Origin of the sequence: Lutibacter agarilyticus (assembly GCF_900188235.1) — a bacterium.
GTDB lineage: Bacteria > Bacteroidota > Bacteroidia > Flavobacteriales > Flavobacteriaceae > Lutibacter > Lutibacter agarilyticus.
On sequence record NZ_FZNT01000001.1, the window covers coordinates 435,496 to 460,604 of the forward strand.

The window sequence follows — 25,109 nt, forward strand, 5'->3', positions numbered from 1 at the left end:
TGTTTATTTAATAATTTCAAGTTTTTTAACTGTAGCTTTTGATTTTTCCAATTTTGTAGTTATTGGAGTGCTTCCATCATCTCTTGTAAAAATATCATCTTTTGTTAATGGTCGCTCATCTTCTCTCCAAATAAAACCTTTTAAGATCTTTTCTTGCTCGGGTAATTTAGAAGGAGGATATGTTTTTCCATCAGGTTTTACAAAAAAGTCGATGGTATTTATGGTTTTATCACCTAGCGTAATAAAAATGTTTTTACTTGTTTGCATTTTCGTAATACCAACCAATTTTTTATTTTCATCTCTACCGTAAAATATGACTTCACTATTACCTACAACATCTAAAGTAACTAATTCGTTATTTTTGAATTTTCCATACATGTTTTTTCCTTTCATTTGGCTATACCCAATTGAATCTTTTTGAACCATAAATCCATTAGATAGAATCTTAAGAGAGTCAAGTTGTTCGGTTTTTACATTTGAAATTAAGTGAATAGTATCTCCTGTAATTTGATTTCCTTCAGCCCAAATTACGGGGTTTTTAAGCAATTGAGTTACACCTGTTTTTTCATTGGTAACTAAGGAATCACATTTACCTTGCATATTGGTTTTGAAAAATTTCACATAATTAAATGCTCTAATAATACGCTCTTCAGTAGGACCAGTAACCATTAATACATTTCCGTGAATGTAAGTTGAATCGTTTTCTACGGCAGAAATAGCAACCGCTTTATCCGTAATAAATACAGAATCTTTTAACTTAAACAACTCGGCATAACCTCCTTTTATCTTGGTATCGTTTAAAGTGTCGTTTACTACAATATTCCCTGTAGCCGAAGCAAAATCTTTACTCTTGTTATAATATAAACTATCCCCTTCAATTGTTCTGTCTTCGTAATATATTTTAGAATTTTCTATAAAATAGGAGATATTTGTTTTAGAGTTGTAATGCCCTCTATCTGTATAAATTTTATTTTGTTCGCTAGTGATTGTTGAAGGTCCATACAATTCAGCAATACCAGAATCGGTAAAATAATCTAAATGATTTGAAACTAGTTTACTGTCAGGGTTTGTAACTTCTACATTTGTAAAAGCTTGAAATTTATTTTCGGCTAAATAATAGTTGCCAATCTTACTTTTTAACACATTGGTAGTGTCTTTAATAGTACCACCACTTCTATAATACAAATGTTGTTTTTCTCGATTAAAATATAAGGTATCTGTTCTTAGCTCCATAATATCATCTTTCAAAAACACATCTCCCCAAGAGGTTACCAGTTTATTTACACCATCATAATCAGTATATTTACTATATTGAAAAATGGTATCGCCTTGATTTACAACCACATTTCCCATCGCCTTAATCAACTTAGTTTCTTGATAAATATAGGCTTTGTCGCATCGTAATGTTGCACCTTCATGCTCAACAAAAACATTTCCTAAAGAAATAGTAGCTCCCGGATATTTTGGGTCTGCCATAGTATTGTCAGCTTTTAAGATCTTAATCTTTTTAGATTGCGAATAAGCTGAAATATTCAGAAGTATAAAACTAATAAAAAGTAATTTTTTCAAATTGAAAGTAATTTGCTGCAAAATTAACGAAAAAGTTGTTAGTATATTATGAAATAGACTTAAAATAAAAAAGCTTCAAGTAAATTGAAGCTTTTTAAATATTATCTTAGTATTGTTTGTTTTCGATCAGGGCCAACCGAAACAATTTTTACTGGAACTTCTACAAAATCTTCAATGAATTTTATATAATCCATCAATTCCTTTGGAAGTGTATCTTCATTGGTCATTTCAGTTAAATCTTCTTGCCAACCTTTAATTTCAGTATAAATAGGAGTTACGTTGTGTTCTTCTATATTATATGGTAAGTGGCTAACTTCTTCTCCTTTATAATTGTAAGATGTACAAACCTTTAAGGTATCAAAACCAGATAATACATCACCTTTCATCATCATTAATTGTGTAACACCATTTACTTGAACAGCATATTTTAAAGCGACTAAATCTAACCAACCACAACGTCTTGCTCTTCCTGTAGTTGCTCCAAATTCATGACCAACTTTAGACATTCTTTCACCAACTTCATCAAATAACTCAGTAGGGAAGGGACCAGAACCAACTCTTGTAGTATATGCTTTAAAAATACCGAAAACTTCACCAATTTTATTTGGAGGAACACCTAAACCAGTACAAGCACCTGCTGCTGTAGTGTTTGAAGAAGTTACAAACGGATAAGTTCCAAAATCAATATCTAATAAAGATCCTTGTGCACCTTCAGCTAAAATTGTTTTTCCAGCTTTCATTGCGTTATTTAAATACTCCTCACTATCAATAAATGTTAGTTTTTTGATATCATCTACTGCTTTAAAGAAATCTACTTCTAATTCTGCCAAATCATACTGAATGTCAACATCATAAAAGTCGATCATTTTAATATGTTTGTCAGCCAAAGTTCTATATTTTTCTTTCCAATCAGATAATTCTAGATCTCCAACACGCATTCCATTTCTACCAGTTTTATCCATGTAAGTTGGACCAATACCTTTTAAAGTAGAACCTATTTTTGCTTTTCCTTTGGAAGCTTCACTTGCAGCATCTAATAAACGATGTGTTGGTAAAATTAAATGCGCTTTTCTTGAAATTAACAATTTAGATTTAAAATCTAAATTGAATTTTGCTAAGTTGTCAATTTCTTTTTGAAAAATTACAGGGTCAATTACAACACCATTTCCAACCACATTTACTGCGTTTTTATGGAAAATACCTGAAGGAATTGTGTGTAATACATGTTTGTGACCATCAAAAATTAATGTGTGACCTGCATTTGGACCACCTTGAAAACGTGCAATTATATCATATTCTGAGGTAAGGACATCTACAATTTTTCCTTTTCCTTCGTCTCCCCATTGTAGTCCTAGTAATAAATTTACAGCCATTGCTTAATAAAATGTTAGTTGTTTTTTTGTTTTTTTGTTCCGTAGAAATTTAGTGAATGATTGTGGATGTCAATATCAAAAGTATCCTCAATCGTTTTTTTAATAATTTGAACTCTTGGATCGCAAAATTCTATTACTTCACCTGTATCAGTTAAAATAACATGGTCATGTTGACGGTCGAAGTATGATTTTTCGTAATGTGCCTGATTTTGTCCAAACTGATGTTTTCGAACCAACCCACATTCCAATAAAAGTTCTATGGTATTATAAAGAGTAGCTCTGCTAACTCTGTAGTTTTTATTTTTCATTTGAATATATAGTGATTCAATATCAAAATGATCATCTAAATCATATATTTCTTGTAAAATGGCAAATCGTTCTGGAGTTTTTCTGTGACTATTTGTTTCCAAATATTTCACAAAAACACTTTTAACAATCTTTTGATTATCAGCACCCATAATGTTATAAAAATTGAGTCATAAAAACTATAAACGCAAAGTTAAAGTTAATTTTTAATTAAAAGTATGTTACATGTCATATTTATTAACTTTAATTGTGAATAAAGTTAGTGTTTGTATATTCTTTCTACATTGTTAACTCCTTTAATTTTTTTAATACTATCGCTTAATTTTTCTAGCTGAGATTTGTTTTTTACGCTTACCGTAATTTTCCCTTCAAAAACACCATCATTACTAGAAATATTAAGTCCGTGAATATTTACGCTCATATTTTTTGAAATAATACCAGTAATTTCATTTACCATTCCAACGTGGTCTTCACCCTGAATTTTTATAATGGCTTTAAACTCCTGTTTTGTAGAGTCAATCCATTTTGCTTTTAAAATTCTATATGCATAATTAGCTTGTAAACTAATAGCATTTGGACAATCTTTTTTATGAACTTTTATGCCATCATTTATAGTTATAAAACCAAAAACTTTATCTCCAGGAATAGGGTTACAACATTGTGATATTTTATAATCTAAACGTTCTTCTTCTTTTCCAAAAACTAAGGAATCGTAATTTTCAGTAACTTCATCTTTGTCAATTAAAGGCGCGTTTTTTGTAGTTCGTTTTATTCTGTTTTTAAAGAAACTTACAAAAGAATTGTTTCGTTGAGATGAAAATTCTTTTAATTGATTGTTATCAATTGAGCCAATTCCCATTCTATAAAACAAATCTAAACTTGTTTTTAATTTAAAAAATACAACTAACTCATTTACAACTTTTTCGCTTAAAGTAATTTTTAAATGTTTTAACTTACGTATTAAAATTTCCTTACCTTCTTCGGCTATTTTCTTTTGATCTTCTTTTAGCGCATTTTTTATACGTGTTCTTGCTCTTGCAGTAACAACAAACTCTAACCAACCTACATTTGGTTTTTGATTTTTAGCCGTAATAATTTGAACCTGATCACCACTTTTTAATTCATGACTAATAGGTTTTAATTTACCGTTTACTTTTGCACCTCTACAATTCATACCAACTTGCGTGTGTATAGAAAAAGCAAAGTCTAATGCAGTTGCATTTTTAGGTAAGGCTTTTAAATCTCCATTAGGCGTAAAAACAAAAATTTCTTTTGAATATAAGTTCAATTTAAAATCTTCAACAAAATCTATGGCATTTGAATCGGAGTTTTCAAGTGATTCCTTAATTTTATTTAACCAATCGTCAAGTCCACTCTCGGCCTCTTCTTTATTTTTATATTTATAATGAGCTGCATAGCCTTTTTCAGCAATTTCATCCATTCGAGAGGAACGAATTTGAACTTCAACCCATTTACCTTGAGGCCCCATAACTGTGATATGAAGAGATTCATATCCTGTAGATTTAGGTTGAGAAATCCAATCTCTTAATCTACTAGGGTTTGGTCTAAAATGATCTGTTACAATGGAGTATATTTTCCAAGCGTCAAATTTTTCTTCTTTTAGTGTTGAATCGTAGATAATTCTAATGGCAAATTTATCATAGATTTCATCATAAGTTACTCCTTGTGAGAGCATTTTTTTACGAATAGAATAAATAGATTTTCTTCGACCTTTTATAAGGTATTTAAAATTTTCAGCATCTAAAGATTCTTTTATAATGTTTGAGAAATTTTCAATATAAATACGTTGCTCTTCTTTACTTTGACTTATTTTATCTAAAATATTATAATATACAGCTGGCTCCGTGTATTTTAATCCTAAATTCTCAAGTTCAGTTTTAATATTGTAAAGACCAAGTCTGTGTGCTAAAGGCGCATAAATATAAAGTGTTTCAGAAGAAATTTTTATTTGCTTGTCTTGTGGCATCGCACTCATAGTTTGCATATTGTGCAACCTATCTGCTATTTTAATTAAAATTACACGTACATCATCGTGTAATGTAAGCAACATTTTTCTAAAATTTTCAGCCTGTATTGAAGCGTCTTGTTCCTTATTTAAATGCGATATTTTTGTCAAGCCATTAACAATACGTGCTACGTTTTCACCAAATAAGCGTTCAATATCTTCAACAGTATAATCGGTATCTTCAACAACATCATGCAGTAATGCAGCAACTATAGAAGTAGTATCTAATCCAATTTCATAAGCCACAATTTTTGCAACAGCAATAGGATGAAAAATATAAGGTTCTCCCGTTCTTCTGCGCTGAGTTTTATGAGCTTCTAAAGCAATATCAAAAGCTTTACGTATTTCTTTTTTGTCATTTTCAGTAAAAGTTTGATACGCACCTTTAAGCAAATCTTTATATCGTTTTGCTATTTCCTTATTTTCTTCTTCTGTATTTAAAGTATAAGCCATCGCTTAAAAATACTATTTAAAATTTATTAAACAATTGATAACTATTATTTTTTCAAATTTAGAACTCTTTGCAATAAAGTAGGGTGAGAATAATGAATTTTAACGTATAATGGGCTAGGTGTTAAATTACTCAAACTATTTTTTGATAACTTTTTTAATGAAGTAATTAAAGGTTTAGCCGCAAAATTGTTTTTAGCATAATCATCAGCCTGGTATTCAAATTTACGAGATAAAGCATTCATAAATAAACTAGTTATTTCAGAAATAGGGCTGTATAAAATTCCGAAAGCAATTAAACCAATATGAAAACTAGGTGTTGCAACACCTAAAGCTTTTGAAAGTAATTCGTTTCCAATAAATATAGATAAAATGTACAACGTTAGTCCGGTAATTAACACTGAAAGCGATAAATTATATAGAATGTGTTTCTTTTTATAATGCCCAACTTCATGTGCTAAAACTGCTACAATTTCATCTGTTTCCAAATCATTTATCAGCGTATCATATAATGTAATTCGTTTTTGTGACCCAAAACCAGAAAAATAAGCATTCGCCTTAGTTGATCGTTTTGAACCATCAATTACATAAATGTTATCTAGTTTGAAGCCTATTTTTTTTGCGAAATTTTCAATAGCTGTTTTAAGTTCACCGTCTTCAAGTAGGGTTTGTTTATTAAATAATGGAACTATTAGTTTTGAATAGAACATATTCATAAACACGCTGAAAACTGTAACTAAAGCCCAAGCATACAACCAAAAATTTGAAGTTGTTAATTGGTAGAACCAAGAAATTAAAGCTAATATTCCTCCACCAATTATAGCAAGCATTCCCCAACCTTTAATTTTATCGATGAAAAATAATTTTTTTGTAGTTTTATTAAATCCAAACTTTTCTTCAATAACAAAAGTTTTATAATAGGAAAAAGGTGTGTTTAATAGATCACTTGCAAATAGTATAATTCCGAAAAAAATAAGTGTAATTAAGATGTTATTATTTGTATAACTTTTAGCAATAGTGTCAACATAAGCAAATCCATCTAAAGCAAAAAAAAGTACAGTCATTATGATTGAGAATGAACTAGTTAATACTGAAAACTGATAATTTGTTTTTTTGTAATTTTGAGATTTTACATATTCTTCTTCATTATAAACACCTTCTAATTCCTGCGGAATAGGGTCGTTAAAATGTTTCGCATTCAATGCATTAATAAAAGTATCGAATAAAAATTTAACAATAATTATTGCTATTAAAATATAAAAAATGGTTTGTGGAGTCATGTTGTAATTGGTGTGGAAAAGTTTAATGGTTTAAAAGTGTATCTTTTTTGTATCAAGTATTGAATAATTCCAAACTTCAAAAATTATAAATCAGACATTTCGTTGTCTAATTGCTTCAAAAATAATAATAGCTGCACTTACTGAAACATTCATAGAATCTATAGTGCCACGCATTGGAATGATAATGTTTTGTGTTGTATTATTTAGCCATTCGTCACTTAAACCTGTGGCTTCAGTACCTACAATAATAGCCGATGGTTCTTTAAAATCAATTGTTTGATATTCAACGGCAGCGGTTAAAGCAGCTCCATACATTTTAATTTCTTTTGATTTTAAAAAATAAATAATTTCTGAAGTTGTTCCCGTTGCAATAGTTGTGGTAAAAACGCAGCCAACACTTGAGCGAATAATATTAGGATTGTAAATATCTGTTTTTGGATTTGCAATAAAAACAGCATCAATACCGGCAGCATCGACAGTTCGTAAAATTGCGCCAATATTTCCAGGTTTTTCGGGTGCTTCAGCTATTAATATTAATGGGTTTTTATGTTTAAATTGGATAGATTCCAAACTTAAATCTTTACTTTTAGCAATCGCTAAAACTCCCTCTGTACTATCTCTTAAAGCAATTTTTTTATAAACTTCATTTGAAATTTCAATAATTTCAACTTCTGAAGATAATAAACGGTGTAAGGTTTCAAAATCTTCTTGATAAATAATTGAAGCATCTGCTAAAATAGTAGTGATTTCATAACCACCCTTTATAGCCAATGAAATTTCACGCAAACCTTCTATAAGAAATGTATTGGTTTTTTTTCGAAGGCGTGATTTTTCTTTTAGCTGAACAAGTTCTTTAATAAAAGAGTTTTGTGGGCTTGTAATTTGTTTAAACATTTGGCAAAAATACTATTTAAAAAGCTATATTTCTTTGGTTGAATGATAATTTATTAAAAGCAGTACAACTTTATTGTAACCATTAATTCCGTACTGTTGTTTATTAGCTTTCAAATAAGAATCGTAAAAGATTTTGAAAAATTGTTCAGACCAGTTTTGGTACGATTGCCAAAACTTTTGGCTATTTTGAATGTCTTTTAAAATACCTTTGTTTAATGTTTGTTTTAAAGCTTCAAATTTCTCGGGTTGTTTTCTGTAAATTTCAAACAAGCAATAGCGTAAAGCCATTAAATAGCCAGAATAATTAACATATTTGTTTTTAGAGGTTGTAGCAGCTAAATACCCTACAAAATTAGCCTCTTTTTCTGATGCAATTCCTAATTGATGTGCAATTTCATGACAGCTTGTTGCAGGATAATTATTCTTCGGAATTAAATAATTTACTTGTGCTTCATTTGTTAGTGGACTAATATAACCAGCAAACCCCATATAAGTTAGGGGTAAACTAAAAAGAGAGCTTTTTATAGAAGTATTTTTGTAGTTGAACTCTGGATGTATTTTTTCTAATTCTTTATACGAATTTGAAGCTATTTGTTTTATTTCATTTTTAGTGAAAGGAATAGCAACAACTAATGTGTCGTTTTGAGTAATTAAAGTGTGAACAGTATTTATTTTAGTGATTAAAGTTTCGGTAAACTCAATAAGTTCAGTATTTGAATACGTAGTTTTATTAAAATTTAAACGTTCAAATAAAGGAGTTCTAAAATAATTTAACCCCCAATTTAGGTGAAAAAAGAAAAAAAGAATAGATAAAATAGCGCCCGTTTTAAAAAAAGTTTTTTTAAAATTGATTTTTCTTTTTTTGGTTGCAATGAAGATAGATTTTAAAATATAAAAAATAAGAAAGGTATAAATAAAGTCGCCAATTGAAAATGGGACCCAACCTAATACAAATCGTAACAAATTAGAAATATAAACATACAACCCGTTCGCATAATATTTCTCAACAAAACTTGGGTATTGGGCAATAATTTGCACAAAAGCCCATTGCATAACTAAAAGGATTGTTAATATTTTAGTTGTTTTTTCAACTTTCATTTTTCAAAAATATGAAATAATTAATGAGAATTATACGTTTATTAAGTTATTAACAAAAATGAAACTTGTTAACAAGAAATGTGTACAAATAAATATTGATATTTAAGTTAAAACTGTGTTTTAAAAATTACATTTGTTAACGTAAAAAAACACGAATCTAATTGTTTTTCTAAACAATATGTTTTTATATTGCAACTGAATTTATCGATATTATATCGTAAATTAATATTCTAATAACCAACTATTTATAAATTTAATTGAGTGAAGAATTTACAGCCGACACCAGCAAAAAAGTTTAAAAAAAATTCAGTAATAAGTCTTGAGAAGGGGAAAATTCCGCCTCAAGCAATTGATTTAGAGGAAGCTGTTTTGGGAGCAATGATGATTGATAAAAAAGGGGTTGATGATGTTATTGATATTATTCATGATGAAGTTTTTTATAAAGAGTCACATCAGTTAATTTATGAAGCTATTTATGCTTTATTTCAAAATACAGAGCCAATTGATTTATTATCAGTTTCTAACCAGTTACGAAAAACAGGAAATTTAGAAGCTGCTGGAGGTGATTTTTATTTAGTTGGCTTAACACAAAAAGTATCATCATCAGCGCATATTGAGTTTCACGCACGTATTATTCTTCAAAAATTTATTCAGCGTAAATTAATCTCAATTTCTTCTGAAATTATTGAGGAAGCGTATGATGAAACAATGGATGTTTTTGATTTGTTAGACAATGCTGAAACAAAGCTTTTTGAGGTTACACAAGGAAATCTTAAAAAGGGATCTGAAGATGCTGAGGGTCTTGTAAATCAGGCGATTAAAAAGATTCAGGAGATTTCTAACCAAAGTGGAATGAGTGGTGTTGCCACTGGTTTTACACGTTTGGATGAATTAACATCTGGTTGGCAACCTTCCGATTTAGTTATTTTAGCTGCACGTCCTGGTATGGGGAAAACAGCCTTTGTAATGTCTATGGCAAAAAATATGGCCATAGATTTTGGAACTCCTGCAGCCATTTTTTCATTAGAGATGTCCTCGGTACAGCTTATTACTCGTATGATTTCTAGTGAAACGGGTATTTCTTCAGGAAAACTAAGAAAAGGTAATTTAGAGCCTCACGAGTGGGAGCAATTAAATGTAAAAGTTAAAAACTTATCTAAAGCACCAATTTTTATTGATGATACACCTTCCTTATCTATTTTTGATTTACGTGCAAAAGCCCGTCGTTTGGCTTCACAACACGGAATTAAAATTATAATTATTGATTATTTACAATTAATGACAGCTGGTGGTGCTGGTGGAGGAAATCGAGAACAAGAAATTTCAATGATTTCAAGAAACTTAAAAGCTTTGGCAAAAGAATTATCAATCCCTGTTATTGCTCTTTCACAATTATCTCGTGCGGTTGAAACGCGTGGAGGTAGTAAAAGACCTTTACTTTCAGATTTACGTGAATCTGGAGCGATTGAGCAAGATGCCGATATTGTTTCATTTATTTTTAGACCTGAATATTATGGTTTAACAGAGTGGGACGATGATGAACATTCACCTTGTGAAGGTCAGGCAGAATTTATTGTAGCAAAACACCGTAACGGTGGTTTGGAAAATATTCGTTTAAAATTTACAGGGCATTTAGCACAGTTTAGTAATTTAGATGAAGATTATGGAAATGAATTCCAATCTAAAATGAATGTGATTCCTGAAGGTAGTATTCCAGCAAGTGCCGAAGATGCTTTTGGAGCTCCTGATAACTTAGATGACGGTGATGTACCTTTTTAAAAACAGCACATATAACTTAAATATTCAACCAATAATTAAACAATTGTTGGTTGTGTTTTTTTGTTTAGTATCTAATTCTATATTTGCGTCTTTTATTTTAATTCCTATGGATGACGTAACGCAAACGAATCATTTAAAAGCTTACGGAATTACGTACTGGTCTTTGGAAAAAGGAAATACAGCAAAGTGGTTGCTAAATTATGAAGGAGGTTCATTTTTATTAGAAGATTCTGAAGCCACAAGAAATGAATGTAAAATTAGAGGTGTTACTTTTCAAGTTATCTCAGACACGCAAGCCGCAAAAATTTTAGAGGAAATTAGCAGCCCGTCTAAAAATATGGAAGCGATTGTTTTAGAAAAAGCACCTAAAATTGCGGTATATTCACCAAAAGATAGAATGCCTTGGGATGATGCTGTAACTATGGTTTTAACTTATGCTGAAATTCCTTTTGATGTAGTTTATGATGAAGAAGTTTTAAGCGAAAAGTTGCTTTTATATGAGTGGTTACATTTACATCATGAAGATTTTACAGGGCAATATGGTAAATTTTATGGCTCTTATAAAATGGCCCCTTGGTATATTGAACAGAAAAAAAATGCAGAAAACTTAGCAGAAAGCTTAGGTTATTCAAAAGTTTCTCAAGAAAAATTGGTAGTTTCATTAAAAATTAGAGATTTTGTAATTGGTGGCGGATTTATGTTTGCCATGTGTTCAGCAACAGATAGTTTTGACATTGCACTTTCTGCAGAAGGTGTTGATATTTGTGAAGTTATGTTTGATGGTGATCCTTCAGAAAAAGATTATCAAACAAAAATAGATTACAATAAAACCTTTGCTTTTAAAGATTTCACCTTGGTTAAAAACCCTATGGAGTACGAGTTTTCTTCTATTGATATGACACGCAAGCGCTCAAGTATAAAACGAACCTCAGATTATTTTTCATTGAAAGAATATTCAGCGAAATGGGATCCAATTCCTACAATGTTATGCCAAAATCATACGCAATTGGTGAAAGGTTTTATGGGGCAAACAACATCATTTGATCGAGATGCTATCAAATCAAATGTGTTGGTTATGGGTGAAATAAAATCAAATAGAGAAGCACGATATATTCATGGAGTTAAAGGAAAAGGAATGTTTACATTTTATGGAGGGCACGATCCTGAAGATTATCAGCATAGAGTAGGAGACCCGAAAACAGAATTAGATTTACACCCAAATTCACCTGGTTACAGATTGATATTAAATAATGTATTGTTTCCTGCTGCAAAAAAGAAAAAACAGAAAACATAAACGTGTTAATAACACCACAATAACTTTATTTCAAAATAATATTGTATCAAATTTCAAAAAGAGTATTTTTGCTTTTTTAAATTAAATAATAAAAAATGTCAACTACACAACAATTAAAAGATTTTGCTCAGCAAGTAAGAAGAGATATTGTACGAATGGTACACGCAGTAAACTCTGGGCATCCAGGAGGTTCATTAGGTTGTAATGAGTTTTTAACAGTTCTTTATCAGGATGTTATGAAGCATTCAACAGATTTTGATATGGATGGAGAAGGGGAGGATTTGTTCTTTTTATCTAACGGGCATATTTCACCAGTTTTTTATAGTGTTTTGGCAAGAAGTGGTTATTTTCCTGTGGAAGAATTGGCTACGTTTAGAATATTAAATACACGTTTACAAGGGCATCCAACAACACATGAAGGGTTGCCTGGTGTTCGTATGGCTTCAGGATCTTTAGGTCAGGGAATGAGTGTTGCATTAGGTGCTGCTCAAGCTAAAAAGCTAAATGGAGATGACAGGTTAGTATATACGCTACACGGAGATGGTGAGTTGCAAGAAGGTCAAAACTGGGAAGCAATTATGTATGCAGCTGGTAAAAACGTAGATAATTTAATTTCAACTATTGATTATAACGGACAGCAAATAGATGGTTCTACAGATCACGTTATGCCAATGGGTGATTTAAAAGCAAAGTTTGAAGCTTTTGGATGGATTGTTTTGGAAGAAGAAAAAGGGAATGATATTGAAAGTATTCAAAAAGTTTTAGCTGAAGCTAAATCTTTAACCGGAAACGGAAAACCTGTTTGTATTTTATTACAAACAGAAATGGGTAACGGAATTGATTTTATGATGCATACACATGCTTGGCATGGTAAAGCACCAAGTGATGCTCAATTGGAAGATGCTTTAAATCAAAACCCTGCAACATTAGGAGATTATTAAACCTTAGTGTTTAATTTTATATAAATTAACTAAAACCTCTTTCATTCAACATTGAAAGAGGTTTTTTTGTGATTTTTTAGTACAAGTAACAGTTATCATTTGTAAGTTTATAGTTATATTTACGTCTGTTCAAAATAATATTAAACTTAATAAATGAAAATAGGAATTGTTTGTTATCCAACTTTTGGAGGAAGTGGAGTAGTAGCAACTGAATTAGGAATGGCTTTGGCTCAAAAAGGGCATCACGTACATTTTATCACATATAAACAACCAGTTAGGTTAGATTTTATTTCTAATGACATTCATTTTCATGAAGTTTTTGTAGAAGAATACCCTTTATTTCATTTTCAACCTTATGAATTAGCGTTGTCAAGTAAAATGGTTGAAGTTGTAGAAATGTATGATTTGGAAATTTTACATGTACATTATGCAATTCCGCATGCGTATGCTGCGTATATGGCAAAACAAATGTTGAAAGAAAAAGGGATTGACATTAAGGTTGTAACTACATTACACGGAACAGATATTACACTTGTAGGAAGTCACCCTAACTATAAAACAGCGGTTGAATTTAGTATCAATAATTCTGATGTAGTAACTACGGTTTCAGAAAGTTTAAAGAATGATACTTTGCGTTTATTCAACATTAAAAAAGAAATACATGTAATTCATAATTTTATTGATTTTGAAAAATATCCTGAAATTCATGCTGAAGAGTGCAAGCGAAATACCATTGCAAAGGATAGTGAACGCATAATTACACATATCAGTAATTTACGCCCGGTTAAAAGAGCAACCGATGTTATGGATATTTTTTATAAAATTCAAAAAGTAATTCCATCAAAATTATTATTAGTAGGTGAAGGACCAGATAGGGAAGCTATAGAGTTTCAAGCAAAACAATTAGGAATTTTGGATCGAGTTTTATTTTTAGGAAATAGTAACGAGGTTAATAAATTACTTTGTTATTCAGACTTGTTTTTACTGCCTTCTGAAACTGAAAGTTTTGGTTTGGCTGCTTTGGAAGCTATGGCTGCAAGAACACCTGTAATATCAACAAATGCAGGTGGTTTACCTGAAGTAAATATTCAAGGAGAAACGGGATTTTTAAGCGATGTAGGTGATACCGATGATATGGCTAAAAACGGAATTTTTATTTTAGAAAATGATGAAAGATTGCAGCAGTTTAAGCAAAATGCTTTAGCACAGGCAAAACGTTTTAGTTTACAAAACGTTTTACCCGCGTATAAAGAACTGTATCGTGAAGTTGTTGTTGGTTGTTGTTAGTTTTAAAATATTATATTCTAATCCCTAATCTCGATTAACTATTATAATAATCTAGCGCTTCAATTAATAAGGCTTTATCAACTTTACAGTCAACTTTAAAATTCTCATAACTGGTTAAAAGCACAAAGTTTACTTGTCCGCCAACATTCTTTTTGTCGTGAATTAAAAGCTCCATAATAGGATCATAATCAGTCTTGTTAATTTGAACTTTTTCATAAATCTTAAGACTTTTCATTTTGATTTCAGCTACTTCTTCCGAAGGAAAATTTAATAGTTTTTCTGAAATATAACATTCTGTAATCATACCAATGGCAATAGCCTCACCGTGAGTTAATTTATCTTTCTCTTCAGATTCTAAAAAATACGATTCAATAGCGTGCCCTAAGGTATGTCCAAAATTTAATACTTTACGTAAACCTCCTTCTTTAGGGTCTTCAGTTACAACTTCGTTTTTAATTTCTATTGAACGGTGAATTAACGTACTAATATTTTCAAGTGAAAGTTCGTCAAAATTTCTAATTTTATTCCAAATTGTTACGTCATAAGTTAAGCCATATTTAATAATTTCAGCTAAACCCGAGATAATTTCTCTTTCAGGAACTGTATTTAAGTATTGAGTGTCAATAAGTACCATTTCAGGATCCGAAAACAATCCAATTTGATTTTTCAACACTCCTAAATCAACACCTGTTTTACCGCCAACAGAAGCATCAACCATGCTTAATAAAGTTGTAGGAATATTAACAAAAGCAATACCTCTTTTAAATGTTGAAGCTACAAAACCACCTAAATCTGTAATTACACCACCACCTAAGTTAATCATTAAACTTTTTCGGTCAGCACCCAAATCTGTAAGTGCATGCCATACACCCGAGCAGGTATCTAAATTCTTATTTTCTTCACCAGCTTCAATTTCAATAATTTCAATTTCTTGAGTGGTTTCAAGAGCTTGTAATAAAATAGGTAGGCAATTTTCGTTGGTATTTTCGTCTACTAAAATAAATATTTTAGAAGGAGGAGTGTCAATAATATATTTGTTCAATTTAATATATGCGTCTTCTTGAAAATTTACGTAGTAATTATTGGATAATATAGGTTGCATTTTGGATAATATTTTTGTGCAAATTAAGGGTAAAAATATGAAAAAATAAACTGTTTGTAATTATCTTTGTTAAAACATAATTTGAATGGATAAAATATTTGACAATACAGAGGTTGCCTTTGAAGTAAAATCTAATTCAGAGATTGATAGAGCCTTTTATTTGTTTGAAATGATAAAGCGTGAGCCCTTAGTGAAAATAGGGACAGCTATGACTAAATTTGCGTTAAAAACGCACTTACCGGTTGAAGGATTGATACGAGCTACCGTATTTGATCATTTTTGTGGCGGTGTTACAGAAATTGATTGTATGTCAACCATTGAAAAAATGTATTCGAAAGGAGTACATGCTGTTTTAGATTATTCTGCAGAAGGAAAGGAAGATGATGAGCAGTTTGATTTAACAATGCAAAAAACCTTAAATAACATTAAGTTTGGTAAAGAAAAAGACAGTGTACCCTTTGCTGTTTTTAAACCTACAGGTTTTGGTAGATTAGAAGTCTATAGAAAATTAACTGAAGGTGAAGTATTAAGCGAACAGGAAATAAACGAATGGAATCGTATAAAAGAAAGATACTACATTGTTTGCAAGGCTGCTTTTGAAAGAGATGTACCTTTACTAATTGATGCTGAAGAAACTTGGATGCAAACTGCCGCCGATGATTTAATTGAAGAAATGATGGCTAAATATAATACTGAGAAAGTGATTGTTTTTGGTACGTTACAATTATACCGTTGGGATCGTTTAGATTATTTGAAGAAACTACATAAAAGAGCTAACGAGCAAGGTTTTAAAATAGGCATGAAATTAGTTCGTGGAGCTTATATGGAAAAAGAACGTGAACGTGCTGAAGAAAAAGGCTACAAAGATCCAATTTGTGAAAACAAAGCTGCAACCGATAAAATGTTTAATAATGTATTAACTTATATGTTTAACAATATTGAAGATATGGCTGTTTTTGCAGGAACGCATAATGAAGAGAGTTCTTATTTATTAATGGATTTATTGTCAAAATCTTCAATTGATAAAGCTGACAAAAGAATTTGGTTTGGACAGTTATACGGAATGAGTGATCATATTAGTTATAACTTGTCTAAACACGGTTACAATGTAGCTAAGTATTTGCCATACGGACCAGTAAGAGACGTGATGCCTTATTTAATTAGACGCGCAGAGGAAAATACATCGGTAGCTGGGCAAACAAATAGAGAGCTCGAATTATTGAAACGAGAACGAGAACGACGAAAAGTTTAAATCTTTTTTTAAATATTAATAAAGAGCTGTTTTAATGGCTCTTTTTTTAGTTTACTGTATATCAATATGTTAATTAAAAATTATTATTTTTAATTGGTGCTGTAAAACAAAATAAAACAACTACTTTTGCAGCTGCTAAAAAACATTATATGCAATCTATTAGAAACATAGCTATTATAGCTCACGTTGACCACGGTAAAACTACGTTGGTTGATAAAATTATTGATCAAGCTCATATATTAGATGAGCGTAAAGTACGTACAGATTTATTATTAGATAATAATGATTTGGAACGTGAACGTGGAATTACCATTTTATCTAAAAATGTATCAATCAATTATAAAGGTGTAAAAATTAACGTAATTGATACTCCTGGTCACGCCGATTTTGGTGGTGAAGTTGAACGCGTTTTAAAAATGGCTGATGGTGTATTGCTTTTAGTTGATGCTTTTGAAGGACCAATGCCTCAAACTCGCTTTGTTTTAGGAAAAGCTTTAGAATTAGGATTAACACCTATTGTGGTTATTAATAAGGTTGATAAGCCAAATTGTACACCAGATATAGTTCACGATAAAGTGTTTGACTTAATGTTTGCTTTAGATGCAACTGAAGAACAATTAGATTTTGCAACTATTTATGGTTCTGCAAAAAATGGTTGGATGAGTTATGATTGGAAAGATGAAACAGATAATATTGTACCTTTATTAGATTCTATTTTAGAAAATATACCTGAAGCTCCTTATTTTGAAGGAACACCACAAATGCAAATTACTTCATTAGATTTTACATCTTTTGTAGGTAGAATTGCAATTGGACGTGTATTTAGAGGAGATTTAGTTGAGGCAAAAGATTATATGCTTTGTAAAGCTGATGGTAGTTTTAAGAAAGTACGTATCAAAGAATTACATACATTTGAAGGTTTAGGTAAAAATAGAGCTGAAAAAGTAAGAAGTGGAGATATTTGTGCAATAACAGGTGTTGAAGGTTTTGATATTGGAGATACAATTGCTGATTTAGAAAATCCAGAAGCTTTACCAAGATTAAAAGTAGATGAACCTACTATGAGTATGTTATTTACAATTAATAACTCTCCATTTTACGGTAAAGAAGGTAAATATGTAACTTCTCGTCACTTACGTGATCGTTTGTTCAAAGAAACTGAAAAGAATTTAGCATTACGTGTTGAAGCTACAGATTCTGAAGATAAATTTAATGTTTTTGGTCGTGGAATTTTGCATTTATCTGTTCTAATTGAAACAATGAGAAGAGAAGGGTATGAGTTACAAGTTGGTCGCCCACAGGTAATTATCAAAGAAATTGATGGTGTTAAATGTGAGCCTTATGAAACATTAGTAATTGATGTTCCTGAACACTTAGCAAGTAAAGCAATTAACTTGGTAAGTTTAAGAAAAGGGGATATGTTGGTGATGGAACCTAAAGGAGATATGCAGCATTTAGAATTTGATATTCCTTCACGTGGTTTAATAGGTTTACGTAATAAAATATTAACGGCAACTCAAGGTGAAGCAATTATTAACCATAGATTACGTGGTTTTGATGCTTTTAAAGGAGAAATAGAGACTTCAATAAATGGAGCTTTAATTTCTGGAGATGCAGGTAAAGCAACTGCTTATTCAATTGATAAATTAGGAGATAGAGGTATTTTCTTTATTGATATCAATCAAGAAATATATAAAGGTCAAATTGTAGGAGAGAATAACAGACAAGATGATATGTCAATTAACCTTACAAAAGGTAAAAAACTTACAAATGTTCGTAAATCAGGAACAGATACAGCTGTAAACATTGCTCCTAAGAAAGAATTTTCTTTAGAAGAATGTATGGAGTATATTAAAGAAGATGAGTATTTAGAAGTTACACCTTTAAGTTTACGTATGCGTAAAATATCTTTTAGATAGTATAAAACTTAATTAAAATATTAAAGCCACTTACATTGTTATGTAAGTGGCTTTTTTTTGTAATGATTACTACTTTATGTGGGAGTGTAATATTCCTTTTTAAAAAACTGTAGAAAAAATATTGTAGATATAAGGGGGTTTATTAGGTTGACAATTTAGATGAAGTCTTAGAATCTTTTGAAATATTTAAACAAAATTGGGCTAAAAAGTATTTATCAATGCAATCTTGGGACAACCTAACAACTTTTTTAAGTCACCCCAATGAAATTAGAAAATTTATTTATACTATTAACATTATTGAAAGTTTTAATGCAAGTTCAAGAAAGTAAAACCGAACTAAAAAGGTCTTTCCTAATATTGAAGCTGCTTTAAAGTCAATCTTCAATCTATCAAACTGCACAAACATTAGCGAAAAATGGTAAAAAACATGTTTTAAAAATGGATAAATTTACAATCAATTTATTACTATAATTGAAAATAGGGTTCAACTTTAATAAATTGAACCCTATAAATAAGTTTACACACTTTACGGGATAGTGTCTTTTTAATTTAACTTTTACGTTCTAATAAAGCCATGTAAAAACCATCATAACCCGTTTTAAAAGGCGATACTTTATGATCTTTTAGAATTTGAAAATTCTCATTCTCTTTTATAAACTTTTTTACTTGATTTTCGTTTTCTGAAGGTAAAATAGAACACGTAGCATACACAACTTTTCCTCCAACCTTAACCAATTGCGAATAGTTTTGTAAAATTTCAGCTTGTGTTTTAATAATATTATCTACAAATTCAGGTTGTAATTTCCATTTACTATCAGGATTTCTTTTTAAAACTCCAATACCACTACAAGGCGCATCAATCAAAACTCTGTCGGCAGTGCCTTTCATTTTTTTGATCACTTTTGAAGAATCAATTACTTTGGTAGTAATATTATGAGCACCAGCTCTTCGGGTTCTAATTTTCAATTTTTTCAATTTACTTTCGTAAATATCGGTAGCAATAATTTGTCCTTTATTTTCCATTAAGGCGCTTAAATGTAATGTTTTTCCACCAGCACCCGCACACGTATCAATTACACGCATTCCAGGTTTTACATCTAAATAGGCAGCAACCAATTGTGAAGAAGCATCTTGTACTTCAAATAAACCATCTTGAAAACATTTAGTTTTAAATACGTTTGCACGCTCAACTAATTTTAAACCATCAGGATAACCGTCAATAAAAACAGTATCAATACCTTCTTCAGCTAATTTTTTGCGTAATGAAGCTTTATTCGTTCTAAGCGTGTTTGTACGTAAAATTACCTCAGCTTGTTTATTCAAGGCTTCAATTTCTTTTGTCCAATGTTTTTCACCTAACTCTTTTATCGCCAATTCATCCATCCAATCAGGAATAGACTCTTTAAAAACACGTGTTTTTTGAAGTTCATCAAATTTTCCTTTATATCTTCTTTCAGGAACTCCAACAAATTGTGGCCAATCGGGTAATTTATAACCTTTTAAAACAGCATAAACACTAAAGTTTTTCCAAACATTTTCAGTAGTATAGTGAGATTTTGTTCCAGCAATTTCATTGTATAAACGTTTCCAACGAACCATTTCGTAAATAGTTTCGGCAACAAATTTTCGGTCTCTAGCTCCCCAACGTGCATCGCGTTTTAATGCTTTTTGAACCACTTTATCAGCATACTCTTCTTCATTAAAAATAAGTTTCATGGAGTCAATAACTGTAAATACTAAGTTTCTGTGTAATCTCATACTAAAATTTTAAGGTTGCAAAGATACGTAATTAGTTACTATTAAAAATGTAATTGTTTATTGCTCTTTGAATTATTACCTTCGTGTTTTATAAAAGTAAATGAGTACGTATACCTTAAACACTTCTATCTCTTATTTAAAAGGCGTTGGACCTAGTAGAGCTGATCTTTTAAAATCAGAATTAGGCATCTATACTTTTGAAGATTTATTGAATTTTTTTCCGAATAGGTATATTGATAGAACTCAGTTTTTTAAAATTAATCAGTTGCAACAAAACTCGGCTGAAATTCAGGTAATAGGAAAAATCACAAACATAAAAACGGTACAACAAAAAAGAGGAAGTAGGCTAGTGGCCACTTTTAGAGACGAAACTGGTTTTATGGAATTGGTTTGGTTTAGAGGAGCAAAATGGATAAAAGATACACTAAAACTAAATACAACGTATGTTATTTTTGGAAAGACAACTCATTTTAACGGACTCTTCTCAATGCCGCATCCGGAAATTGAACTGCTGGCTGAATATAAAAAAAGCTTGCGAACTGCCATGCAGCCTGTATATCCTTCCACCGAAAAATTAACTAATAAAGGTATTACTAACAGAATTGTTTCAAAAATGATTCAAAATTTGTTTGAAGAAGTTCATGGTAAGTTTGCAGAAACACTTTCAGATTCAATTATTAAACAATACAACTTCATTTCAAAAAGTGAAGCTTTACTAAATATTCATTTTCCTAAAAACCAAGATTTATTAACTAAAGCACAGCAGCGTTTAAAGTTTGAAGAATTATTTTTTATTCAATTACAATTAATTCGAAAGAAGTTAATTCGGAAGTCAAAAATTAAAGGGTATAATTTTACACAGGTTGGAGCTTATTTTAATGAATTTTATAAAAACAAATTACCTTTTGACCTAACCAATGCGCAAAAACGCGTGTTGAAAGAAATTAGAAAAGATGTTGGCTCTAATGCGCAAATGAATCGATTGTTGCAAGGAGATGTAGGGTCTGGTAAAACAATTGTTGCGCTGTTAACGATGCTAATTGCATTGGATAATGGTTTTCAGGCAGCTTTAATGGCACCTACCGAAATTTTAGCAACTCAGCATTATAATTCGTTGGTTGAATTGTTAGACGGAATGGGAGTTAATATTCAACTTTTAACAGGTTCAGTAAAAACAAAACAACGCAAACTAATTCATGAACAATTAGAATCGGGCGAATTGCATATTTTAATAGGTACGCACGCTCTTATTGAAGATAAAGTAAAATTTAAGAACTTAGGAATCGCTATTATTGATGAGCAACATCGCTTTGGAGTAGAGCAACGTTCAAAACTATGGCGAAAAAACGAATTACCTCCACATATTTTGGTAATGACAGCTACACCAATTCCAAGAACCTTGGCAATGAGTGTGTATGGCGATTTAGATATTTCGGTAATTGATGAATTGCCTCCAGGACGAAAAGAAGTAAAAACAGCGCATCGGTATGATGCTAATCGCTTGTCGGTTTTTAAGTTTTTAAGAGATGAAATTGAAAAAGGAAGGCAAGTTTATGTTGTTTATCCGTTAATCAATGAGTCTGAAGCGATGGATTATAAAGATTTAATGGATGGTTACGAAAGTATTTCTAGAGAATTTCCATTGCCAAAATATCAAATTAGCATAGTTCACGGAAAAATGAAACCGACTGATAAAGAGTATGAAATGCAGCGTTTTGTGAAGGGTGAAACTCAAATTATGGTGGCAACTACCGTTATTGAAGTAGGGGTTAATATTCCAAATGCCAGTGTTATGGTTATTGAAAGCGCTGAACGTTTTGGTTTGTCTCAATTGCATCAATTACGGGGTAGAGTTGGACGTGGAGCTGAACAAAGTTATTGTATTTTAATGACGAGTTTTAAACTCTCGGCTGAAGCAAAAATCCGTTTAAATACAATGGTTGAAACCAGTGATGGTTTTAAAATTGCAGAAGTAGATTTAAAATTACGTGGCCCAGGAAATTTAATGGGAACGCAACAAAGTGGAGTTTTAAATTTACGAATTGCCGATATTGTTAAAGATGCCAATTTGCTAAAAATGGCAAGAGCTACAGCAATTAATTTACTAACAGTAGATCCTATTTTAGCAAATCCAGAAAATGGGTGTATAAAAATAGCTTACCAAAAAATAAGTAAAAACAGTACTATTTGGCAAAACATTAGCTAAATAACTACTTTTGAGGCTTACTTTTAATACCAAAACCTTAAAATTCTAAAGGCAACTTTTAACTTCAAACTTTTAACATTTAATATGTAATGATTATCTTTGCCATTCGAAAAAAAACAAATTTTAGATGAAAATATCATACAATTGGTTAAAGCAGTTTTTGAAGGTTGATTGGGAAGCGGAAAAAACAGGGGAATTATTAACCGATTTAGGACTTGAAGTTGAGGGAATTGAGACTGTTGAATCCATAAAAGGAAGTTTAGAAGGCATTGTTGTTGGTAAGGTGTTAACCTGTGTTCAACATCCCAATGCAGATCGTTTAAGAATAACCACGGTTGATTTAGGAACGGAAACACCTGTGCAAATTGTTTGTGGCGCTCCTAATGTTGCTGCCGGTCAAACGGTTCCTGTGGCAACTATTGGTACTACTTTATATGATGATAAAGGTGAAGGTTTCAAAATTAAAAAAGGTAAAATTAGAGGTGAAGAAAGTCACGGAATGATTTGTGCCGAAGATGAATTAGGTTTAGGATCCAGTCATGATGGTATTATGGTGTTGGATGATGAATTAGAAGCTGGTACTCCTGCTGCCAAAGTTTTCAATATAGAAAAAGACGAAGTTTTTGAAATAGGCCTAACACCAAACCGTGCCGATGCAATGAGTCATTACGGTACAGCGCGTGATTTACGAGCAGGTTTAATTCAAAATGGGGTAACCTTAGAATTGATATCTCCTTCAGCAAGTAATTTTCATGTAGATGATAGAACGTTGAAGTTTGATGTAGAAGTTGAGGATTCAGAAAAAGCACCACGTTATGCTGGAGTTACTATTTCTGACGTTACTGTAAAAGATTCACCAGAATGGATTCAAAATAGGTTAAAAGCAATTGGTTTAACACCAATTAATAATATTGTTGATGCTACAAATTATGTGTTGCATGAACTTGGCCAACCACTGCATGCTTTTGATGCTTCAAAAGTAAAAGGGAACAAAGTAATTGTTAAAACGTTGCCTTCTGGAACAAAATTTACAACCTTAGACGGTGTTGAGCGTGAGTTACATGAAGAAGATTTAATGATTTGTAACGGTAATGAAGAGCCAATGTGCATTGCAGGTGTTTTTGGAGGAATAGACTCTGGAGTTACAAATGATACGTCTTCAATATTTTTGGAAAGCGCCTACTTTAACCCTGTAACAGTAAGAAAAACGGCAAAAAGACACGCGTTAAACACAGATGCTTCTTTTAGATTTGAAAGAGGAATTGATCCAAATATTACAAAATATGCGCTTAAGCGTGCCGCAAACTTAATTTTAGAAATTGCAGGTGGAAAAATATCTTCTGAGATAGTTGATTTATATCCAACAAAAATGGAAGATTTTCAAGTGTTTTTATCTTTTGAAAAAATGAATCGTTTAATTGGTGCTGAAATTCCAAGAGAAACGGTAAAAAATATTTTAGCTTCTTTAGATATTAAATTTAATAGTGTTACTGATGGTGGTATTGGTTTAACAATTCCATCGTACAGAGTAGATGTAACTCGTGAAGCGGATGTTATTGAAGAAATTTTGCGTGTGTATGGTTATAATAATGTGGAGTTTTCACACAAATTAAATACGTCAATTTCTTTTTCAGAATTTGATGGTGTAAAAATTGAAAACGTTGTTGCCAACCAATTAATTGCCCAAGGTTTTAATGAAACTATGGCAAATTCGTTAACCAAAGCTGAATACCTTTCTTTAACCGATGTGTTAAATTCTGAGAATGATGTGGCTATGTTAAATCCGTTAAGTAGTGATTTAGGAGTTATGCGTCAGTCACTGTTATTTAGTGGTTTAGAGTCGGTTGTTTATAATATCAATAGAAAAAATAATGCGATCAAGTTTTTTGAGTTCGGAAAATCGTACCATAAATTTGAAAGTGGTTATACCGAAAACAAACACTTAACTCTATTTGTTTCTGGAAATAGAACAAAAGATACTTGGAATGTTGCTCAAAAAACAACAGATTTCTTTTATTTAAAAGGAATTGTACTTACGTTATTAAACCGATTAGGGCTTCAAAATTTAAAAACAACACCAACTAAAAATGATGTTTTTTCAGAAGGAATTACATTGTGTTTAGGAAAAATTAAATTGGTAGATTTTGGAGTTGTAAAACGTTCAATTAATAAAGAATTTGGAATTAAACAAGAAGTGTTATTTGCCGATTTTAACTGGGATAATGTGTTGAAAGTTGGAGGTAAATCTCAAGTTAAAATTTCTGAATTGCCAAAATTCCCTGCGGTAAAACGTGATTTCGCATTGTTGTTAGATAATAATGTATCTTTTGGTGAAATTTATAACTTAGCTTTTCAATCAGAGAGAAAACTACTAAAAGAAGTTGATTTATTTGATGTTTATGAAGGTGATAAATTAGCGGAAGGGAAAAAATCGTATGCGGTAAGTTTCTTATTGCAAGATGAAAACAAAACCTTAAACGACAAGCAAATAGATAAAATAATGCAAAAGTTGCAACAAACATTTGAAAAAAATGTGGGTGCTACCTTACGATAATTAAAACATTATAATTTTAAA

17 protein-coding genes and 1 pseudogene are annotated in these 25,109 nt (G+C 31.0%); 9 read left to right on the forward strand and 9 right to left on the reverse strand.

Annotated features, from left to right (window positions below):
• Nucleotides 1–3: 3 nt before the first annotated feature.
• From CHB67_RS01695 to CHB67_RS01725, 7 genes are all read right to left on the reverse strand, one after another.
• The gene (locus tag CHB67_RS01695) at nt 4–1,590 is read right to left on the reverse strand and encodes an OstA-like protein (RefSeq protein WP_317045680.1); all 1,587 of its coding nucleotides are present in this window, start codon (nt 1,588–1,590) and stop codon (nt 4–6) included.
• Between the two features lie 80 nt (nt 1,591–1,670).
• Nucleotides 1,671–2,942 (reverse strand): adenylosuccinate synthase, encoded by a 1,272-nt coding sequence (locus CHB67_RS01700; RefSeq protein ID WP_089380004.1) that lies wholly within the window; start codon nt 2,940–2,942, stop codon nt 1,671–1,673.
• A gap of 14 nt (nt 2,943–2,956) precedes the next feature.
• Nucleotides 2,957–3,400 (reverse strand): Fur family transcriptional regulator, encoded by a 444-nt coding sequence (locus CHB67_RS01705; RefSeq protein ID WP_089380005.1) that lies wholly within the window; start codon nt 3,398–3,400, stop codon nt 2,957–2,959.
• 107 nt (nt 3,401–3,507) lie between these two features.
• Nucleotides 3,508–5,727: a RelA/SpoT family protein gene (locus tag CHB67_RS01710; RefSeq protein WP_089380006.1), complete on the reverse strand. Its 2,220-nt coding sequence runs from the start codon at nt 5,725–5,727 to the stop codon at nt 3,508–3,510.
• A gap of 44 nt (nt 5,728–5,771) precedes the next feature.
• Nucleotides 5,772–7,004, reverse strand: coding sequence for a M48 family metallopeptidase (locus CHB67_RS01715; RefSeq protein WP_089380007.1), 1,233 nt, complete (start codon nt 7,002–7,004; stop codon nt 5,772–5,774).
• Between the two features lie 90 nt (nt 7,005–7,094).
• Nucleotides 7,095–7,898 carry a TrmH family RNA methyltransferase gene (locus CHB67_RS01720; RefSeq protein WP_089380008.1) on the reverse strand — a complete coding sequence of 268 codons (804 nt, stop codon included), beginning with the start codon at nt 7,896–7,898 and terminating at the stop codon, nt 7,095–7,097.
• Between the two features lie 24 nt (nt 7,899–7,922).
• Complete coding sequence (locus CHB67_RS01725; protein ID WP_089380009.1) at nt 7,923–8,996, reverse strand: DUF3810 domain-containing protein; 1,074 nt, start codon at nt 8,994–8,996, stop codon at nt 7,923–7,925.
• Nucleotides 8,997–9,257: 261 nt separating this feature from the next.
• On the opposite strand from CHB67_RS01725, the gene dnaB reads away from it, so the two are divergent.
• The 4 genes from dnaB (at nt 9,258) to bshA (ending at nt 14,297) form a co-directional block, all read left to right on the forward strand.
• Nucleotides 9,258–10,775, forward strand: a complete 1,518-nt coding sequence (gene dnaB, locus CHB67_RS01730; RefSeq protein ID WP_089380010.1) for a replicative DNA helicase — start codon at nt 9,258–9,260, stop codon at nt 10,773–10,775.
• Entirely contained in the window at nt 10,762–12,069 is a 1,308-nt protein-coding gene (locus CHB67_RS01735) for an asparagine synthetase B (protein WP_176461184.1), read from the forward strand. Before dnaB ends, CHB67_RS01735 begins: the two co-directional genes overlap by 14 nt.
• A 95-nt stretch (nt 12,070–12,164) precedes the next feature.
• On the forward strand, nt 12,165–13,010 hold the full coding sequence (locus CHB67_RS01740) for a transketolase (protein ID WP_089380011.1): 846 nt from the start codon (nt 12,165–12,167) through the stop codon (nt 13,008–13,010).
• A 153-nt stretch (nt 13,011–13,163) separates the two neighbouring features.
• Nucleotides 13,164–14,297 carry an N-acetyl-alpha-D-glucosaminyl L-malate synthase BshA gene (gene bshA, locus CHB67_RS01745; protein WP_089380012.1) on the forward strand — a complete coding sequence of 378 codons (1,134 nt, stop codon included), beginning with the start codon at nt 13,164–13,166 and terminating at the stop codon, nt 14,295–14,297.
• A 34-nt stretch (nt 14,298–14,331) separates the two neighbouring features.
• On the opposite strand, the gene aroB is transcribed toward bshA, so the two are convergent.
• Complete coding sequence (aroB, locus tag CHB67_RS01750; RefSeq protein ID WP_089380013.1) at nt 14,332–15,399, reverse strand: 3-dehydroquinate synthase; 1,068 nt, start codon at nt 15,397–15,399, stop codon at nt 14,332–14,334.
• An 85-nt stretch (nt 15,400–15,484) separates the two neighbouring features.
• Between aroB and CHB67_RS01755 the strand changes: the two genes are divergently transcribed.
• The 3 genes and pseudogenes from CHB67_RS01755 to CHB67_RS17450 all read left to right on the forward strand — a co-directional run.
• Entirely contained in the window at nt 15,485–16,651 is a 1,167-nt protein-coding gene (locus CHB67_RS01755; protein ID WP_089380014.1) for a proline dehydrogenase family protein, read from the forward strand.
• Nucleotides 16,652–16,800: 149 nt separating this feature from the next.
• The gene (gene typA / locus CHB67_RS01760) at nt 16,801–18,570 is read left to right on the forward strand and encodes a translational GTPase TypA (RefSeq protein WP_089380015.1); all 1,770 of its coding nucleotides are present in this window, start codon (nt 16,801–16,803) and stop codon (nt 18,568–18,570) included.
• A 164-nt stretch (nt 18,571–18,734) separates the two neighbouring features.
• Nucleotides 18,735–18,899 (forward strand): annotated as a pseudogene (locus CHB67_RS17450) (transposase); the annotation flags it as partial.
• A 220-nt stretch (nt 18,900–19,119) separates the two neighbouring features.
• Here CHB67_RS17450 and CHB67_RS01765 read toward each other — a convergent pair.
• On the reverse strand, nt 19,120–20,328 hold the full coding sequence (locus tag CHB67_RS01765) for an RsmB/NOP family class I SAM-dependent RNA methyltransferase (protein ID WP_089380016.1): 1,209 nt from the start codon (nt 20,326–20,328) through the stop codon (nt 19,120–19,122).
• Nucleotides 20,329–20,428: 100 nt separating this feature from the next.
• Here CHB67_RS01765 and recG point away from each other — a divergent pair, with 100 nt between their 5' ends.
• Together recG and pheT are read left to right on the forward strand one after the other, a co-directional pair.
• Entirely contained in the window at nt 20,429–22,534 is a 2,106-nt protein-coding gene (gene recG, locus CHB67_RS01770) for an ATP-dependent DNA helicase RecG (protein ID WP_089380017.1), read from the forward strand.
• A 127-nt stretch (nt 22,535–22,661) separates the two neighbouring features.
• Complete coding sequence (gene pheT, locus CHB67_RS01775; RefSeq protein ID WP_089380018.1) at nt 22,662–25,088, forward strand: phenylalanine--tRNA ligase subunit beta; 2,427 nt, start codon at nt 22,662–22,664, stop codon at nt 25,086–25,088.
• The last annotated feature ends 21 nt before the right edge of the window (nt 25,089–25,109 follow it).

What these genes read in the sequence shown, in the direction of transcription:
- CHB67_RS01700 (WP_089380004.1), bottom strand. Translation starts at nt 2,942, where the DNA reads ATGGCTGTAAATTTATTACTAGGACTACAATGGGGAGACGAAGGAAAA.
- CHB67_RS01705 (WP_089380005.1), bottom strand. Translation starts at nt 3,400, where the DNA reads ATGGGTGCTGATAATCAAAAGATTGTTAAAAGTGTTTTTGTGAAATAT.
- CHB67_RS01710 (WP_089380006.1), bottom strand. Translation starts at nt 5,727, where the DNA reads ATGGCTTATACTTTAAATACAGAAGAAGAAAATAAGGAAATAGCAAAA.
- CHB67_RS01715 (WP_089380007.1), bottom strand. Translation starts at nt 7,004, where the DNA reads ATGACTCCACAAACCATTTTTTATATTTTAATAGCAATAATTATTGTT.
- CHB67_RS01720 (WP_089380008.1), bottom strand. Translation starts at nt 7,898, where the DNA reads ATGTTTAAACAAATTACAAGCCCACAAAACTCTTTTATTAAAGAACTT.
- CHB67_RS01725 (WP_089380009.1), bottom strand. Translation starts at nt 8,996, where the DNA reads ATGAAAGTTGAAAAAACAACTAAAATATTAACAATCCTTTTAGTTATG.
- CHB67_RS01735 (WP_176461184.1), top strand. Translation starts at nt 10,762, where the DNA reads ATGTACCTTTTTAAAAACAGCACATATAACTTAAATATTCAACCAATA.
- CHB67_RS01740 (WP_089380011.1), top strand. Translation starts at nt 12,165, where the DNA reads ATGTCAACTACACAACAATTAAAAGATTTTGCTCAGCAAGTAAGAAGA.
- bshA (WP_089380012.1), top strand. Translation starts at nt 13,164, where the DNA reads ATGAAAATAGGAATTGTTTGTTATCCAACTTTTGGAGGAAGTGGAGTA.
- aroB (WP_089380013.1), bottom strand. Translation starts at nt 15,399, where the DNA reads ATGCAACCTATATTATCCAATAATTACTACGTAAATTTTCAAGAAGAC.
- CHB67_RS01755 (WP_089380014.1), top strand. Translation starts at nt 15,485, where the DNA reads ATGGATAAAATATTTGACAATACAGAGGTTGCCTTTGAAGTAAAATCT.
- typA (WP_089380015.1), top strand. Translation starts at nt 16,801, where the DNA reads ATGCAATCTATTAGAAACATAGCTATTATAGCTCACGTTGACCACGGT.
- CHB67_RS01765 (WP_089380016.1), bottom strand. Translation starts at nt 20,328, where the DNA reads ATGAGATTACACAGAAACTTAGTATTTACAGTTATTGACTCCATGAAA.
- recG (WP_089380017.1), top strand. Translation starts at nt 20,429, where the DNA reads ATGAGTACGTATACCTTAAACACTTCTATCTCTTATTTAAAAGGCGTT.
- pheT (WP_089380018.1), top strand. Translation starts at nt 22,662, where the DNA reads ATGAAAATATCATACAATTGGTTAAAGCAGTTTTTGAAGGTTGATTGG.